Origin of the sequence: Helicobacter anatolicus, assembly GCF_021300615.1 — a bacterium.
Taxonomy (GTDB): domain Bacteria; phylum Campylobacterota; class Campylobacteria; order Campylobacterales; family Helicobacteraceae; genus Helicobacter_H; species Helicobacter_H anatolicus.
In genome coordinates, this window is the sequence record NZ_JAJTMY010000002.1 from 328881 (window position 1) to 346110 (window position 17230).

The following is a 17230-nucleotide window of genomic DNA, read 5'->3' on the forward strand; positions in this document are numbered from 1 at the left end:
ATAACTTCTTTTTAGAAGAAGATTAGAGGTAGTTAACCAAAGACATCTGGTTAATCTTGTTTGTGGATGACAAGACTGCGTTGTAGTTGTTGTTAAGATTTGCAAATTTATTATATGTTTCTGCAATATCAATACCTATATTTTCACCTTTTATAGTATCTACTTGGGTTTTTAGCATTTCATTTCTTTGAATAATATTTTCAAAAGTTTTTCCATGTGTTCCATTAAGGATAATCATTTTTTCTATATGGTCAATTAAATGATCTAATGCTGTGATACCATTTTGGATTCCTATATTTCTCATATCAGGGTTATATTGATCTGTATGGCCGGGGCGATAGATATCTTTATCGACTGCATTAATCATTGCATCAACTTGTTCAAAGAAATTTACTTTTGGCTGATCAATTGTTAGAGCATTATTTGCATTTAGCGTAATAAGTCCTGTCGCATTCTTGATACCATTGAGAGAGAAATCATTGCTTAAACTATTAGAAAAAATAACTTGCATATTTGTTCTTGATGTAGTTTTGTCTTGAACATTAATCCTGCTTTGCTCATCAAAATTAACCTCTACGCTACCATGTGCTTTTTGTACTAAAGTTTCATAAGCATTCTTTCCTTCTTGGCTAATAGGCTCTTGGGAGGCAAGTTCTAGTGTTTTAGAATCTTGATTACTATAGCTTAGTGCAATTTCCATTGCGTCCATAAGTTGTCTATACGTTACATTATTTGCTTTTGTAATGCTTGGATTTGGATCCGATTCAGGATTATAGAGTGGAATTTTATAGGGTTCTGCTTGAGGATTTTTATTTGGCAAAATCAAATAGGATTTTTCACCCAAAGAAATTTGTGCATTTACAGGATGTTTGTTAATATCTAATACTTGTAGATTAAAAAGCTGCCCATTTAAATCACTATTACTTACTTCTGATAATTTTGTGCTATTTGAGGCAAGGCCATTGAGAAAAGGCAGGGTTTGTGAGACATTTCCGATAAGTTTTGAACCTTGATTTTCAAAAGAAGTACCATCGTATTCTGCTTCATAGTTAGCCGCTATCCCCTTGACTTTTTGTCCTTCTTCATTATAAGAACTTATAGCTAGAGAAAATGAAGAGGGAGAATTATTTTTCTTAGCTTCATAATCTACAAAACTTACTTTGCCATTTGTAATTTCCATGCTGATATTAGATCCATAAAACTCCTTGACTAGACGCATCAAATCACTAATATCTTTTCCTGCAATGTCAATTCTGTGTTCTTTTTCTTCTTCAGATGCAAGATTTTTTAATGTAATATAGGAAACACTAGGATCAAAAATATCTTTTAGAGCAGTTTGCTTGTCTGCTGCAAGATTATCTTTTGTAATAAAAGGTGTGGGTAAGTCAGTTTTCCATTTTTGATAAATATTTTGAGAGGTTTCTATGGTATCTAGTGTTTTTTGAGCTAAAAATGGACTTTTGCTAAATGTTGTAATTCTAGTACCTTCTGTATAAAGTTCATTGATATCATCAACATCTTTATTGCTGGAGATCATGTGGAACTGTATACTAGAACTCCCTGGATTTAGATCTTTTATTTGTATTTGCCCCCAGCTACTTAAACTCACATCAACAACTTTATTTTGAGAAGTATTTCCATATGCTTCCCCGATTTTTATAAGCAAATCTTCCACTTTTGTAGCATTATTTGAGTTTACATAACCTTTTTCTAGTGCAAATTTTGTTTTAAATGCTTTTCCATTTGGTCCCACACCGCGTAAATAAAAAAACTCTTTTCCATCATTTGCAGGATTGTCATCATTATCACCTATTAAATCTCTTAAAAAATCATTCTCGGTAATATAAGTTTCCTCGGGATTTTTTGCTTTATCAATCGCATCCATGATATTTGGATGGAGTTTTCTTTGGTTTAGTAGTTTAATATTTGTTGTAATGATACGGTTTTTATCAGAATCTGTTCCTAAAAATAATTGTTCCCCTGTAATATTATAAGGAACAAGATTATTGGAACTTACAAGAGTGGAGAGTATTTCGTTATTTCCATGGTATTTGCCACTACTATCAAAAGGAGGTCTATCAACTTTACTTCCACCGAAAATATATTGCCCGCCAATAGAGGTATTTGCTATATTAATGATATGATTTTTCATTGCTTTTAAATCAAGCGCTATAGCTCTTCTTGAGGTTTCAGAGTGCCCGTTGTTTGCAGCTTGTAACATTTTATTTTTAAATTGCGTCAGAGTGTTTGATATTTCTGCAAGTGTTTTGTCTGTATTAAGTGTTTTGTTTTGTGCAATCTTTGCAGTATCAATCCCTTGTGCTAATGTTGTTGAATCGTAATCAAGTTTTAGATCCTGGTTATAAACACTACTATCTTGATAACCATATTTGATTTTTAAGCCAGAGGCAATTTTATTGTTTGCATCATTGAGTTTATTCTGTAAGACATTTTGATGATAATTCATTTGGTTGTATTTTGTGCCAAAAGTAACTCTCATAATCCAAACCTCAAAAATTTTAATATTTAATAAGCAAAAATAGTTCCAAAAATTTATCTTTTATAATCTTGGAAACTTGTTATGAAATATCGACAAAATTAAAGTATTTTGAAAAAAAATGAAGCTTTGTTGTATAATAATTCTTTATTAAAAAACAAGGAGTATTGAGATGAAAATTATAGCAACACAACAAGCGCCTCAGGCAATAGGACCTTATTCTCAAGCAATTGTTAGTGATAATATGCTTTACACATCAGGACAGATTCCATTAGATGCAGAAGGGAATTTTGTAGATGGTGATATTAAGACGCAAACCAAACAAGTTTTAAAAAATTTAGATGCTGTTTTTAGGGCAGCAAATACGCATTCTGCAAATGTAATTAAGACTACAGTTTTTTTAGCAAATATGGAAGATTTTGCTGCATTTAATGAAGTTTATGCAGAATTTTTTGGTAGCCATAAGCCAGCACGTAGCACAATCGCAGTAAAAACATTGCCAAAAAATGCATTAGTTGAGATTGAATGTATTGCAAAAATTGACTAATTGGTACTTTGTAATACATTTTATGGTATAATTAAAAATTGTTACGCTTTTTGCGTCGCAAATTTAACTTATTTCTAAGGAAAAGCTTATGTATGCGGTATTTAAGAATGGAGGCAAACAATACAAGGTCCAAGAAAACAGTATTGTTCTTCTTGATAAAATGAGCCTTGAGCCAAAGTCAAAAATTACTTTTGAAGAAATCTTGATGATTTGTTCTGATAGTGACATAAAAATAGGAGCACCTTTTGTAAAGGGTGCTAAAATTGAAGCAGAAGTAATTAATGAGGGTAGAGGAAAGAAAGTTATTACTTTCAAAAAAAGAAGAAGAAAAGATAGTAAGACAAAAAGAGGCTTTAGACGAGATTTCACTAGAGTTCGTATTCTAAAGATAGTAGGTTAAGGAGTTAAGATATGGCACACAAGAAAGGTCAGGGTAGTACCCAGAATAATAGAGATTCTGCAGGTAGACGCTTAGGTGTAAAAAAGTTTGGTTCTCAATTCGTTCGTGCAGGGAATATTATTGTAAGACAAAGAGGAACAAAAGTACATCCAGGTGAAAATGTAGGTATGGGCAAGGATCATACTATTTTTGCTTTGGTTGATGGGATTGTAAAATTCCAACAAAAAACAAAAGATAGAAAAAAAGTTTCTATTATTCCAGCGTAATATTTTTCCCCTAAGGTTTTAGGCTTTAGGGGGTTTTGAAAATGCAGAGTTTATTGGCAAGAAGATGGCGGATTTTTAAAAATAATAGACGTGCTTACTATTCTTTATGGATTTTTATCTTTTTGCTTGTGATCTCTAGTTTTGCAAATTTTATAGCTAATGATAAGCCTATATTTATTGCAAAAGATTCTAAATTTTATTTTCCTATATTTATTAAGTATTCTGAAAAAGTTTTTGGTGGGGATTTTGAGACTGAAGCAAGATATAAAGATCCTGAAGTTCTTTCTTTGTTAAAAGATGCATTTATAGTGTGGCCTTTAATCCCCTATAGCTACGATACAATTATAGAAGATTTGGAAACTCCTGCACCTGTAATATGGAGTAAGAATCATCTTTTAGGTGTAGATGATCAAGCAAGAGATGTTTTGGCAAGATTGCTTTATGCTTATAGAATTTCTCTTTGGTTTGGTATCTTACTATCTTTTTTTAGTGTTGTAATAGGGGTTAGTGTAGGGGCACTACAAGGATTTTATGGTGGAAAAATCGATCTTTTAGGGCAGCGTTTTGTAGAGATTTGGAGTGGTGTGCCACTTTTATTTTTGATTATTATTTTGTCAAGTTTTGTAGCACCAAGTTTTTGGTGGATTTTAGCTATTGTACTTTTGTTTAGTTGGATGAGTTTGGTTGGTGTGGTGCGTGCGGAATTTTTACGCAATAGAAATATGGAGTATATTAAAATTGCACGTGTACTAGGAGCTAGAGATTTTCAAATTATATTTAAGCATTTATTGCCAAATGCGATGGTAGCAACAATTACTTATATCCCTTTTATTGCATCTGGAAGTATTGCAACACTTGTGAGTCTAGATTTTTTGGGATTTGGCATGCCTGTGGGGAGTGCATCATTAGGGGAGTTATTACAACAAGGAAAAAATAATATCTCCGATCCTTTTTTGGCGATTGTAGGTTTTTTTGCTACATCTTTACTTCTTGGGGTTTTGGTTTTTATAGGTGAGGGGGTAAGAGATGCTTTTCATGCTAAAAGTAGGTAAAAATGCTAAAGATTAATAAATTAAATGCAAAAATTATTGGTGGATTTTGTTTGCATGATATTAATTTTTGTATAGAAAAAGGTCAGCATATTGGCTTAGTTGGAGAATCTGGAAGTGGCAAAAGTTTACTTTCAAGTATTATTCTTGGCTTGCATACTTTTATGGATTGTAAGGTTTCTGGAGAGATTTTTTTAGAAGATTCTAATCTTTTAAAAATGCATGAAAAAGAATTAAGGATAATGCGACAAAAAGATCTTGGCTATATACCACAAAATCCCTTAAATGCATTAAATCCATTACATAAAATTGGTGCCCAGTTACATGAAAGTCTTTCTTTAGCATTTCCAAAACTCACAGTTAAAGAAAGAGAAAAACAAATTCAATTTCATTTAGAATCTGCAAATTTAGATTTTGAGGTTTGTGAGCGCTATCCTCATGAATTAAGTGGGGGGCAGAATCAAAGGGTGTTGGTTGTGATGAACTTGCTTAAAGAGCCAAAGTTTTTGATTCTTGATGAGCCGACCACAGCACTAGATCCTAGCGTTCAAAAACAGATTTTAGATTTTTTATTCCAAGAATGCCGAAAAAAAAATATTACTACTTTGTTGATTACACATGATTTGAATATAGTAAAGCATTATGTTTCTAAAATTTGTGTGATGCAGGAGGGGAAAATATTGGAGTTTCAAGAAACATCTTTACTTTTTCAATTGCCAAAGCATTCTTATACAAAAACTTTGCTTGAGGCATTGCAATTGCCAAAGAAACAATTAGTAGTTCATGAAAAAGAACTTTTGAGTTTGCAAAATTTTAGTGTTTTTGTGAAAAAAAATAGTTTTTTTTCACAAAAAAATAAAACCTTGCTGAAACCTTTGGATTTTTTATTGTATGAAAATGAAAATATTGGGATTATTGGGGAATCAGGTAGTGGAAAAACAAGTTTTGCATTGGGGATTATGGAGCTTTTAGAATCTAGTGGATTAAAAAAGTTTCAAGGCAAAGTATTGCGTGGAGTGGAGTTTTATAAGAAAGTGCAGATTGTATTGCAAAATCCCTATGCATCGTTAAATCCTAGATGGAGGATTGTAGAGATTTTAAAAGAAGCTACTCAACTTTCTAATTTTAAACGAGATTATGAGGAACTTTTGAATGAAGTGGGGTTGGATAATAGAGTGTTATCTATGTATCCTCATGAATTAAGTGGAGGACAAAATCAAAGAATAGCAATCGCAAGAGTTTTGCTTGTGCGACCTAGGGTATTGATTTTAGATGAACCTACTTCAGCATTAGATAAAAATACACAAAAAAAGATTTTGGAATTGCTTTTAGATATGCAAAAAGAGTATAAAACTTCATATATTATGCTTACCCATGATTTGGATATTGTAGAGAGTTTTTGTGATCGTGTAATGATGCTAAGGCATGGAGATGTTGTATTCTATGGAAAAAAAGAAAATTTTTTTAAATCTAATGATTTATATATCCAATCGTTTTTAGAAAAAAGATTATGAAAAAGCTTTTATTTTTTCTTGCATTTGCTGTGGCATTTTCTTATGAGATTGTTAGTCTAAATTCTCATATAATTTTAGGAAATGTGCAGAAAAATGTTAAAAATACGATTTTTTTAAAATCAACATATAATTCCAAACAATTTCAATGGAATTTTCCTGTCGTTGATACACAACAAATCCATCCCCTGCAATTTAGTGTTAAGAAAAAATTTTATAAAGTCTATCTTAAAAATAATCGCGTGTTTTTTACAATTTTTGATGTAAAAAAAAATGAAGTTTTAGAAATTAATATTTCTTATAAAACTCTAAATAAGCAAAAATTTTTACAAATCCAGCCTATTGCCTTGCCTAATTTGCGAAAGAAAGTTAATGCAAAAGTCATTGTGGAAGTGGATAAAAATTGGGAAATATTCTCCCAAAATCCTTTGTTTTATAAAAAAGGAGAGCAATATATTTTTGAAGGACTGCTTGATAAAAAACCTTTGATGGAGTATTTTTGGCTAAGCCTTAAAGAAGCAAATTGGAATATTAATATTAAAAATCGAATCTATACAAACCAGAGCATTGAAAGTATTAATGTATTACTACCGAAATATTTTAAAGATGGTGATATTAAAGTTAAAAAAATGGAGTTGAGTACAAATAGAAAAAATACTCAAATTATTCAAAATATCAATAATACTTCTTTTTTATTTAATGGTGAGAGGACACAGGGATTTTTGGCAGAATTAAATGCTAGAATCACAAATTCTATTTATAGCGCTAATTCTTACAAACATTTAAAACCAGAGCGATATTTGCAAGAAAAAGAAAATAAAACCTTAAAAAAACTTGCAGAAAAAATTATCGCAAAAAATCCTAATATTCCTTTTTATGTGGCGATTGGACAATGGGTGTATAATACTTTGAAATATGATGAAACTTTGGTGAGTAAGCATATGAATAGTGAACAAATATTATCACTTAAACGCGGGGTTTGTGAGCATTATGCACAGCTTTATAATGATATTATGCAAAGTATTAGTGTGCCTAGTATTTTTGTAACAGGAGTGGGTTTTAATCCTGTGAAGCAAAAATTTGAATATCATGCTTGGAATCTTGTATATTTTCAAGATAAATGGATACCAATTGATAGTACTTGGGGAATTTTTAGTGGAAAACTCCCTGTGTCACATATATTTTTTTATACAGGTTATCAGCCTTTAATGATGTATCAAACTTATGAGATTCCTATTCAAGAAATTCAAACAGAAATCGAACAAAAAATTGACTTTATTCCATAGATTAATAAAAAATAAAGCAATAAGATGATAGAATCAGCGAAAAATTTTATTTGAAAGGTTAAACGATGAAAAAAGGCATTCATCCTCAATATGTTCCATGTAAGGTTACTTGCGTTACTAGCGGTAAGGAAATCGAAGTAATGAGTACTAAAAGTGAGTTGAGAATTGATATTTCTAGCTTTTGTCATCCTTTTTATACTGGTAGTGATAAGATTGCAGATGCTACAGGTAGAGTAGAGAGATTTAAGCAAAAATATAACATGAAATAAATTTCGTGATTACTTTGTTGCCAACCCCTATTGGGAATCTCTATGATGTTTCTCTTAGGATGCTTGATGCGTTGGCAAGAAGTGAAATTGTGTTGTGCGAAGATACACGCATAACTAAAAAACTTATTTCTTTGCTTTCTAAAAATCCCATTATAGTGCAGAATTTTCCACAAATTTTTGAAGAAAAAAGATTTTTCCCTTTTCATTCTCATAATCAAGAAGAATTTTTAGAGAAGGTAAAAAAAGATTTTTTTCAGCAGAATGTAGTATTTTTAAGTGATGCTGGTATGCCATGTATAAATGATCCAGGAGCTTTATTAGTACGATATGCTCAAGAAAATCAAATTCCTTATGATGTTTTGCCAGGTAGTAATGCTTGTATTTTGGCATATTGTTTGAGTGGGGTGATTGATGATGGGTTTATATTTGGTGGATTTTTGCCACATAAACAGCAAACAAGAAGAAAGGTTTTGGAATCTTTTTTTAACTATTGCGCAAATGTGGAAAAAAAGCTTAGTTTGATTTTTTATGAAAGTCCGCATAGAATTTTAGAATCTTTGTTAGATATTTGTGTAGTTGATGAAGAATGTGAAGTTTTTGCAGTTAAAGAGATGAGTAAGCTTAATCAAAAATACTTCAAGGGAAGTGCTAGGGAGGTTGCTAGGATTTTGCCGAATCAAAATATTCAAGGGGAATGGGTTTTGGTGCTCAATCCTATAAAACCACCGCAAGGAGTTTTAAATCTTAGTGATATTACTTCTCTCCCCCTACCACCCAAAATTAAGGCAAAATTGATTGCAAAAATTACAAATGAAGATACTAAAAAGATCTATCAAAACATGGTAAGAGAAGGAAAAGAATGATTGTTTTTGGGAAACAAACTACTTATTACATTATCCAACAGATGCCAGAAATTGTTCAGGAAGTTTATTTTTCTAAAGAGATGGATAAAAATACATTTCATGCTTTTGCGAGGCTTAAAAAACCTATTGTAAAAATTGATAATAAAAAAGCCCAAGCCCTATCAAAAAATGGGAATCACCAAGGGTATTTTTTGAAAATCAAACCTTTAGAAGAAACCTCTTTTAAGCTTGTTAAAAAAAATAAAAAGTTGTTAGTTTTATGCGGAATTACAGATGTTGGAAATATTGGAAGTATTATGCGTAGTGCATATTGCCTTGGAATAGAAGGGGTAATTTTATGCGGGATTAAACAATTTAATATTGAAGGAGTTTTGCGAACGAGTGTGGGAGCAATTTTACATTTGCCATTTTGTGTGGTAGAAAATGTTTTAGATGTAATCAATGAATTAAAAAACGAAAAAATATTTTTTTATGGTGCAGACATGAATGGGGAAGATGTAAGGATAATAGAAGAAGGGCAGGAAAAATGGGCATTGTTTTTGGGGAGTGAAAATCAGGGCTTAAGTTCAAATATTTTGTCAAAACTTGATAGAATATTGTCAATAAAAATGCAACGGAGTTTTAATTCTCTTAATGTTGGGGTTGCAGCCGGTATTTTAATTGATAGGATACAAGCATGGAAGTATTAGACAAACTAAAAGAAATTGGAGCAAAAAAAATCAATCAGGATACAAAAATATCCATGGGAATGATTGAAAATATTTTAGAAAAGCGTTTTGATAGCATACAAAGAGTCTGGGTTATGGGGTTTTTGCCAATTTTGGAGAGAGAGTATCAAGTAGATTTAAGTCAATGGTTAGCAGAATATGATGCTTATATGCTAGAGCATAGTACTAGTAATGGCGCTTTAAATTCTACTTATAAGATTAGGGAATTAGAGCTAGATACACAAAAACAAAAATACGATAGGCGTAGAAAAAATCATAAAAACTTTGGACTTTCAAAAATTTGGATTTTATTGCTTAGCGTGATTTTAGTATTGATGATATTATTTTATGTTTTTTTTGTTGGGTTTGAAAAGGTATCTTATGGAGATTATGAAAGTACGGGTGATAATACAAATGTTGTAGAAATGTCCACTAACACAACTACAGAGACGGGATTGTATGCAAAATTAAATACAAATCAAAAAGAAACCACGCAAAATAAGGTGACCCCAACACCTTCTAAACAACCTGAAAGTATCTACAACTCTTTGGAAGATGGAGTAATGATGATCGAGCCAAAAAGAGAGATTTGGTTTCAAGTGTGGAATCTTGAAACCAATGTTAAGCAGGATAGAATCATTAAAGAACCTTATCGTCTTGAGATTCCTCAGCAAAAATCAATTATTGTTTTTGGACATAGATCTTTTAAGATGCGCTATGGAAACACGATTAAAGATTATGAAGGAGGCGATTCTATTCGATTTATTTGCGAGAATGGCCAGATTAGTTTTATTCGCTATGCAGATTATGCAAAATTAGTTAATGTTACTAAAAAGAAGTTTGAAACTTCAGAAGAGAAAAAAATAGAAAAAAAAGAAGAAAAGAGTATAGGGGGAATAAAAGAAGAAAAAGAGGAGAGTAGTTTAGAAAACTTGGAGGAAAATAAAAAAGAAGAAAATATAGAGGAGAATACTATAGAAGATAAAAACACAGAAGAAGATCGTAGAGAAGAACAAGAAGATCATAGAGAGGAATAAGGAGATTCTTTGATTCTTAGAATTTTTTTTGTCGCTATAGTGCTTGTTCAAAATTGTTTTACAAATGATTTTTTATTTGATAGAGTGCGCAATTTTGTAGGTGATGAAGTTTTTAAGATTAATAAAAATTTCATAGAGAAACTTTTTTCTCAACAACAGATCTTTTTTAGAGATGGAGTTTTAGATAACAAGAAGGTTTTGGAAACTCTTAAAAATAATGGTCTAATGAGTTTAAAATTTAATTCTCCTAAGGATGTAAGTATTGTTTTTTCGTCGCACACTAGTCCAATTTTTTTGTTGCGCAGTGTAAATAATGCCCTAGCTTCGATGGGATACTCTTATTTTGAGGTTAAAAAAGCAGAGTATGAAAATAATATTTCTAAGATCATTTTTAGTTTTACAAGTGAATATATGATTGACCCTTTGATTGTGATTGAAGAAATGAACAAAAGAGGCTTTATTTTTAATAAAGTTAAACGAATTAATATGCAGGCATGGGAGTATGATGTAGATATTCTTGATTCTAAAATTACCAATGCTAAAAGTATTGAAATTGGCGATAGTTTAGATCTTAAAGAGGTGAGTGGGGAGTATTGGTTGCAAATTTTTGAAATTTCTGGAAATATGAATATCACTGCAAATAGTATAGATTGGAAGCCAAAAATTATATTTTTTGACAAAAATCTCCACATTATTGATATTTTAAAAAAAGAAGAGGTAATGACAAATATTGCTTTTAATGTTTTAAAAGATGTGCGTTTTATTTTAATTTCAGATGCACAAAACCCTATTAATATTAAAAATGGAATCAAGGTAATTTTTTCAGGATTCTAGTTTTTATTAAGAAATAAGATTAAAAAATCAATTCTTTTAGCTTTGAGGAAAGTGAGAAGGCTTAGAGGTTGGATACAAACCTACGTTGGGGTTAGAAAATATATCTCACCCCAACATTAGCACTAATTCCCAGATCTTTATAAAAAACCCCAACTTTAGAACCTAATCCAAGATTAATAAAGGTTTGCTTGTATACTTCAAATTCACCACCTACATTAAGTAAAAAGCGTAGATTTCTTGTGTTGTTTTTGTGATAATCAAGTGTGTTTGCACCAATAAAATCTATAGTTTTTGCTGTATTTGAAGAAACAAAAAAATCTTGTGATGCTCCAGCTGTGATGTACCAATATGAGGTTTCACTAAGATATTTTCTAGATTCAAGAGCCAGATTTATTGCTAAAGCTTGTTTCCCGTCCGCATTTACTGATACATTAAGATCTTTATAAAATACCTCTTTTATATCTCCTCTGATTTTTGAAGAGGCGATGTAAAAATGACTGAGTCCAATTTGTGGTTTTAAAACAAAACTTTTTTCCTGCAAATAAAATAAATAACCATAATTAAAATTTACATTACTAATATAGCTATTATAGTCATAGTTTTGATTGAGTTGTCTTGTAACAATTTCTTTTGAGTTGATGTATTCATTATTCCAACCTACCGTGAAACTAGCATTTAGGTCAAATTCTCCATGATCAATAAAAATACGAGTATAAATTCCTGTGTTGAAGTTATGGGCATTATTTTGTAATAAATCTCCATAGTATGTACTATAGGCATAAGCGGCATAGCCTCCTATAATCACATTTTTGATATAGCGATCATAACCAACATTAATACCATAGAGCGTACCATTTCTACCATCTGCAAAGTTTGCTGCACCAATTGCTGTGGCCCAAATATTATTTTTATATTCTTCGCGAATAGCTTGCTGATAAAGTGCTGCAAGATCAAGGTCAAGATCATTATCGGCAAAGGCTTGTTTTTCTAGTTTTTTAATAACTTTAGCAAAGGTACTTTGATTTTTAGTGCTAGAGAGTTTGACAAGACGACTCGTTCTATTTGTGTCAGTTGCCAATCTTACTGCATCAGCACTACTAGATTTTGAATTAATAGAACCTAATTGCTCTCTAGCATCTCTGATTTTTTTAATAATTTCTTGAAAATAAGATAGATTATTTTTTATGATAATATCATTTGCCCAGATTGCATTATTTTTATCAATCATTAAATTTTGCAAATCTTGTAAGTCTGCATTGTGACTGAAAATTATATCCAACCATTCCTTTTTTGCTAAATCCTCATGCTTTCCTTGATTGTTTTGGAGTATTGGATCATGTCCTGACATAATGCCATATAAATCTTTTAGGTTAGCAATATCATTTTCGCTAAGATTTGCAAGAGAGTAAATCCAATCTTCCCCACCTTTTTTGAAAAAATAATACTCGATTCTCTCTTTATCAAAAGGATTGATTTTATAACTATCTTTTGTATCAATTTTAAATCCAATAGAGTGATTTGTAAGGATTTTTGTGATTACAAAAGTATCAGCCAAAAATGTTGTATCTCCATCATCAACACGCATATTGTCTTGATAGAATCCAAAATGTGAAAAAACTTCATCGTGATTATTGGTGTTTTGATTATCGATATAAAAATTAATACCGTTTGTAGCATTTATAACATTATATTCTTTATTGATCTGCACACCTTTTAGCATAGCAATATTATTAATATTTAAGAAATTGACATTGTTGCTTGCATAGATATTAGCATGCCCTGTTACTTCAATAGGATTTAAATTTTGACTTTGTAATTGTAATCGCAACTCTCCTTTGAGATCAAAATTTCCATTGATAGAAATTTTACTAGAAGAATCATAGGAAAAAACCCCATTTTGTGCTATTGCTAGATTATTGAAATATGCTTCTGTATTTGTAATATTTGTATGATGGAGTGTTGTATTTCCACTATTATTTGCGTAAAAATATGCATTTGTTGCATTGAGATTGTTTATTGTCAATTCTAGATTCTTGCTACCCCTAGCATCAAAAGTAGGGTATGCAGTATCTGCACTGGTATTTTGTTTTAAATTGATAGTATTTATAGTGGCTTTTTTAACTTCTTTTAAATTGATGCTGCTTCCATATGCACCAATTGTTTGAATGCTAAGAACTTCTGCTTGAAGTTCATTGAGTTTATTAAAAGTGATATGAGAATTATTTATAAGCGGAATTAGACTTGATATTGCCTTGTATTCACCAGTAATTTTTATTGTTGCATAGCCATCTTTATCATCTGCACTTTGATAGAAAGAAGCATTAGGGGTGATACTTAAGCCATAAGAGTCAAAATGCCCTGTTGTTAAGGTAGAGTTTTCAAATTTTAAGATTTTTTTGATATCTATCTCTTGAGATTTTTTTGAAAAAATAAATTCTGCATTATCCATGCTTAAATCTTGTAGAATTTTAAATTGTTCTAAATTGCTTGCATCAATTTTACTATAGCTTCCCAATACTACATGATCTGCTTCTAATACCCCTTTATCTTTAAATACCAAAACAGCATGGTCTTGAGTGCTTGTGCCAGATTCTAGAATAAGATTATCTACTTTACTTTGTCCAATATCTGTTAAAAATTCATTGTAGGTATTATTACCTTTTTTAACTTCTAAGGTAGAAATATAGAAATTTTTGGCAGTAATCCCACCACTTTGATCTGAATCACCAAGCTTTTTAGCATCGCGTACAACAAGCTTGTAAATGTAGCTATCATATTGTTTGTCATTGATAGTGATTTTTTTCTTACCGCTTAAATCTAGTTTCATGGTGACTTCATCACTTGCAGTACCATTACCATTTAGAAAAATTGTTCCTTGATAATCAAAGCTATCGGCTTTAACAATAAGGCTAGAGTGATTTCTTACATGGATTTCAGAGGCATGATCATTATCATTAGAGCCTACAAAGTTTGAATCTTTGTTTGTAGTTTCTAAGAGTAGATGTCCACTAATTAGTGCGCCATCTCCTAAGAAAATTTTACCACCTAGATAAATATCATCAGCTTTAATATGCATTGTAGATCTTGCTAATGCATTTCCTATATAAATTTCTCCAGTATGTCCTGCAGTATCGCGATCTTTACCTAGGATAAATTTAGAACCCGTAGCATCGATTTGAAATACTGCTTTAGTATTACCACTATTGTGATAGGTATAATCTTTGAGATAATAAATTACTTCCTTACCTTTTGTAGCTTCTTCATCTGATTTTTTTGGTTCAAGTCTTAGAGTATAGTCTTGTGCTAATCCTCCAGCACCATTCATGATACCAAATACAGCATTACCACCAAATCCCCAAATACCTGGCTTAATAAATGGTGAACTATCGACATAAACGCCTGTTGTAGGGATAGAAAAGCTTAAAATATTATCGTTTGTATTGGATACAAAATTAACATCAAGAGCAGAATTATTATTGTCTTTGTCAAAAAAATAAATATTTTGCGCAAAAATTTGACTAAGCTTTCCATATTCTGTGCTTTCTGAAAGATTGGTATAAACTTTTTGATCTTTTAGAAATTGTATGCCACCATCAGCCTTGATGAGTGTATAAACTTGCCCTGTAATAAGATCTTTAGAGCTTGTATAAATATTGATTTTTGATTTTGGAGTGCTTAGCTCCACTTCTTCTGTTTTTTCTACTCCATTAACAATATTTGTAATAGTAAATTTTTTGGTTTCTTCTGAATCATCCATGTTAAATTTAAAATAACCTGTGGTATAGATAAGTTCACTATTACTTGGTTTTAGACCAAAATTTAAAGAACCAGTATTTTCCATGTTTCCATATACAATTAGTTTTGATCCATCATCAATATTTAAATCCCCATCATTTTTATAAAGTCCGCTATTATCATTTTTCAACCAAATTGTTGCATTATTTTTAATGGTGATTTTTTCTGTAGTGAGATTATTGGCATAGATTCTAGAATTATCAATAGTAATTTCTTTGATCGTGGTATCTCCTGAAAAATTACTATTTGGATTATTTGCTTGTGCAACAAGAGCACTTCCATTTTGCATTGTGAGTTTTTCTGCTTGAAGTGCTGTGCCAGATTTTACATGAAGTTCTGCTTTTTGATCAAAAACAATATTGTCAATTTTTACATTTCCCTGTGCTTCTAGGAAGTTTATAGTATTGCTAAAAGTAGCATTTTTTACTTCTAGACTTGCTCCTGCTTTGATTGTGGCATAAGAAGAATTTAGGGTGTCTATTGTCGTAGTAGATACTTTGCTTGCATCCAGAGTAGACCAATCAGAAATAGTGGCGTTATTAATTATGAGAGTTTTTCCAGCATGGAAAACTGCAGACCCTTTAGTGGTAGCTCCCCAACCACCAAAAATCTTAAGATTTGTGATATTGTAAGTAGTGTCTTGTTTGCCATAGAAATCTGTAGTGGCATTAAAATCAGCAGTTTTTATATCAAGGTTTGTGATATGAAAATCTGTATTGGCATAAATATTTCCACGCGTAGCAGTAAGGTTATTGATACTTACTTTTTGACTTACATTACTCACATCAAAAGTATTGCTACCTGTATCTCCACCTGTATAGAGATTGAGATTGATACTTTCTAAATTGAGGTTATGTATATTTGTAGCAATAAATTTTGTGCTATATGCCCCCCAAGTTTGTAGTGTGATGCTACCTTTTGCATTAAAAGTATCCACATTTTGCAAAGTGATTTCATTGTGTGTAGTGCCTGCACTTGTTATGATATTCCAATTACCTGTAATTGTAGTGGCATTTGTTTCACCCATGTAACTCGCATTATTATTTGCATCTAGTGCATAAATATCTATATCTTTTGTTTTGAAAGTTGCGTTACTTGCATTGATTGTGCTAATTTTTAGTGTATCTTTAAGTTTATTTGCATAAAAATACCCTCCGGAAATACTTAGATTGTCAATTGTTACTTTGCCTGTATTTTGTTTTGTTGCAGGTTCTTTGTTTTCAAATTTAAAGGTATTTCCTTGCAAAATTTTTGCATGAAAATCAAAGGTATTTGCAATAAAACTTATGCTTCCACCAGTAGAATCTTTTGCACTAAAATTTTTTGCAGTGATTTTATTTGCACTAAGTGTGAGATGGCTATTTTGTGTACCTGCTTTATTGAATTGTATATTCCAATCTTGCAAGGTAGCCTCATTTGTGAAGTTGAAGTTAAAAGTCGCACCACCGCCAGTACTCCAAGCATTTCCAGCACCAAGTGTGCCTGTAAGATAAGCATCTTTTGCATTAAAATTTGCAGTAATATACCCCACTGATCCGCTATTCCAACCATTTCCACCAAACCAAATCTCTCCTGTACCACTTGAAGTAATAGTATTTCCAAAAATCAATTTTCCATTTTTATAATTTTGTGTAAAACTTCCATTTGCACCCTTATAAGTACGAGTAGATCTTATATAAAAATTATCTGAACTATCATTTGTAATATTGTAAAGATTATAGACATCACTTGTAATATCTTTTGCAGTGATTGAAGTAAGTGATCCTAGTATAGCAAGACTCAAGCTACCAAAAAAGCCAGCTTTTTGAAATCTTAGAGGAGTGGTTTTTTTCATTTTATGCCTTTTTAACCTTCTGCTATCTTTATTTATTTTCTTATAATTCTACCCAATCATTTAAAACTAAAAAATATTTTTTACTATTTATGTATTTATAATCCTATGCTATCGACTTATTTTTCTAAGATTTTAGATGATTATTAATAACTAATGGCGTCCTACATTAGGAGTAAAGAAGTGATTGTATGCAAGTTTAGAAAAGATTGATAATTTGAGTTCAGTATTGTTTAATCTTGTTAGCATTATTTAATTAAGCATGATTTAGATGTTTGAAATTTAGCCTTTTATTTTAATTTCTCATCTTTATCTCCCATGTTTCTTAACTTCTAATC

The 17230-nt window shown here is 31.1% G+C and carries 13 protein-coding genes; 11 read left to right on the plus strand and 2 right to left on the minus strand.

Annotated features, from left to right (window positions below; genetic code table 11):
* Positions 1-22: 22 nt before the first annotated feature.
* Positions 23-2500: a flagellar hook-associated protein FlgL gene (gene flgL / locus LW133_RS04280; protein ID WP_233076991.1), complete on the minus strand. Its 2478-nt coding sequence runs from the start codon at positions 2498-2500 to the stop codon at positions 23-25.
* A gap of 169 nt (positions 2501-2669) precedes the next feature.
* On the opposite strand from flgL, the gene LW133_RS04285 reads away from it, so the two are divergent.
* From LW133_RS04285 to LW133_RS04335, 11 genes are all read left to right on the plus strand, one after another.
* A complete protein-coding gene (locus LW133_RS04285) occupies positions 2670-3044 on the plus strand; it encodes a RidA family protein (protein WP_233076992.1) in 375 nt (124 codons plus the stop codon).
* Positions 3045-3132: 88 nt separating this feature from the next.
* The gene (gene rplU / locus LW133_RS04290; protein WP_233076993.1) at positions 3133-3444 is read left to right on the plus strand and encodes a 50S ribosomal protein L21; all 312 of its coding nucleotides are present in this window, start codon (positions 3133-3135) and stop codon (positions 3442-3444) included.
* 11 nt (positions 3445-3455) lie between these two features.
* Entirely contained in the window at positions 3456-3710 is a 255-nt protein-coding gene (gene rpmA, locus LW133_RS04295; protein WP_233036450.1) for a 50S ribosomal protein L27, read from the plus strand.
* A gap of 35 nt (positions 3711-3745) precedes the next feature.
* The gene (locus tag LW133_RS04300) at positions 3746-4762 is read left to right on the plus strand and encodes an ABC transporter permease (RefSeq protein ID WP_408610457.1); all 1017 of its coding nucleotides are present in this window, start codon (positions 3746-3748) and stop codon (positions 4760-4762) included.
* 2 nt (positions 4763-4764) lie between these two features.
* On the plus strand, positions 4765-6273 hold the full coding sequence (locus LW133_RS04305) for an ATP-binding cassette domain-containing protein (protein WP_233076995.1): 1509 nt from the start codon (positions 4765-4767) through the stop codon (positions 6271-6273).
* Positions 6270-7556 (plus strand): transglutaminase-like domain-containing protein, encoded by a 1287-nt coding sequence (locus LW133_RS04310; protein ID WP_233076996.1) that lies wholly within the window; start codon positions 6270-6272, stop codon positions 7554-7556. The genes LW133_RS04305 and LW133_RS04310 overlap by 4 nt, the downstream gene beginning before the upstream one ends.
* Positions 7557-7621: 65 nt before the next feature.
* A complete protein-coding gene (rpmE, locus tag LW133_RS04315) occupies positions 7622-7825 on the plus strand; it encodes a 50S ribosomal protein L31 (RefSeq protein WP_233036445.1) in 204 nt (67 codons plus the stop codon).
* A 5-nt stretch (positions 7826-7830) separates the two neighbouring features.
* On the plus strand, positions 7831-8688 hold the full coding sequence (gene rsmI, locus LW133_RS04320) for a 16S rRNA (cytidine(1402)-2'-O)-methyltransferase (protein WP_233076997.1): 858 nt from the start codon (positions 7831-7833) through the stop codon (positions 8686-8688).
* Entirely contained in the window at positions 8685-9377 is a 693-nt protein-coding gene (gene rlmB, locus LW133_RS04325; RefSeq protein WP_233076998.1) for a 23S rRNA (guanosine(2251)-2'-O)-methyltransferase RlmB, read from the plus strand. Before rsmI ends, rlmB begins: the two co-directional genes overlap by 4 nt.
* Positions 9365-10432, plus strand: coding sequence for a hypothetical protein (locus tag LW133_RS04330; protein WP_233076999.1), 1068 nt, complete (start codon positions 9365-9367; stop codon positions 10430-10432). Before rlmB ends, LW133_RS04330 begins: the two co-directional genes overlap by 13 nt.
* A 9-nt stretch (positions 10433-10441) precedes the next feature.
* Positions 10442-11266: a hypothetical protein gene (locus LW133_RS04335; protein WP_233077000.1), complete on the plus strand. Its 825-nt coding sequence runs from the start codon at positions 10442-10444 to the stop codon at positions 11264-11266.
* A gap of 91 nt (positions 11267-11357) precedes the next feature.
* Here the strand turns inward: LW133_RS04335 and LW133_RS04340 are convergent, their stop codons facing one another.
* A complete protein-coding gene (locus LW133_RS04340; protein WP_233077001.1) occupies positions 11358-16895 on the minus strand; it encodes a vacuolating cytotoxin domain-containing protein in 5538 nt (1845 codons plus the stop codon).
* Positions 16896-17230: the final 335 nt, after the last annotated feature.

Bases quoted from the DNA above. Each gene is read 5' to 3' on its own strand.
- flgL (WP_233076991.1), bottom strand. From the start codon at position 2,500: ATGAGAGTTACTTTTGGCACAAAATACAACCAAATGAATTATCATCAA.
- rlmB (WP_233076998.1), top strand. From the start codon at position 8,685: ATGATTGTTTTTGGGAAACAAACTACTTATTACATTATCCAACAGATG.
- LW133_RS04340 (WP_233077001.1), bottom strand. From the start codon at position 16,895: ATGAAAAAAACCACTCCTCTAAGATTTCAAAAAGCTGGCTTTTTTGGT.
- rplU (WP_233076993.1), top strand. From the start codon at position 3,133: ATGTATGCGGTATTTAAGAATGGAGGCAAACAATACAAGGTCCAAGAA.
- rpmA (WP_233036450.1), top strand. From the start codon at position 3,456: ATGGCACACAAGAAAGGTCAGGGTAGTACCCAGAATAATAGAGATTCT.
- LW133_RS04305 (WP_233076995.1), top strand. From the start codon at position 4,765: ATGCTAAAGATTAATAAATTAAATGCAAAAATTATTGGTGGATTTTGT.
- LW133_RS04285 (WP_233076992.1), top strand. From the start codon at position 2,670: ATGAAAATTATAGCAACACAACAAGCGCCTCAGGCAATAGGACCTTAT.
- LW133_RS04330 (WP_233076999.1), top strand. From the start codon at position 9,365: ATGGAAGTATTAGACAAACTAAAAGAAATTGGAGCAAAAAAAATCAAT.
- rpmE (WP_233036445.1), top strand. From the start codon at position 7,622: ATGAAAAAAGGCATTCATCCTCAATATGTTCCATGTAAGGTTACTTGC.
- LW133_RS04310 (WP_233076996.1), top strand. From the start codon at position 6,270: ATGAAAAAGCTTTTATTTTTTCTTGCATTTGCTGTGGCATTTTCTTAT.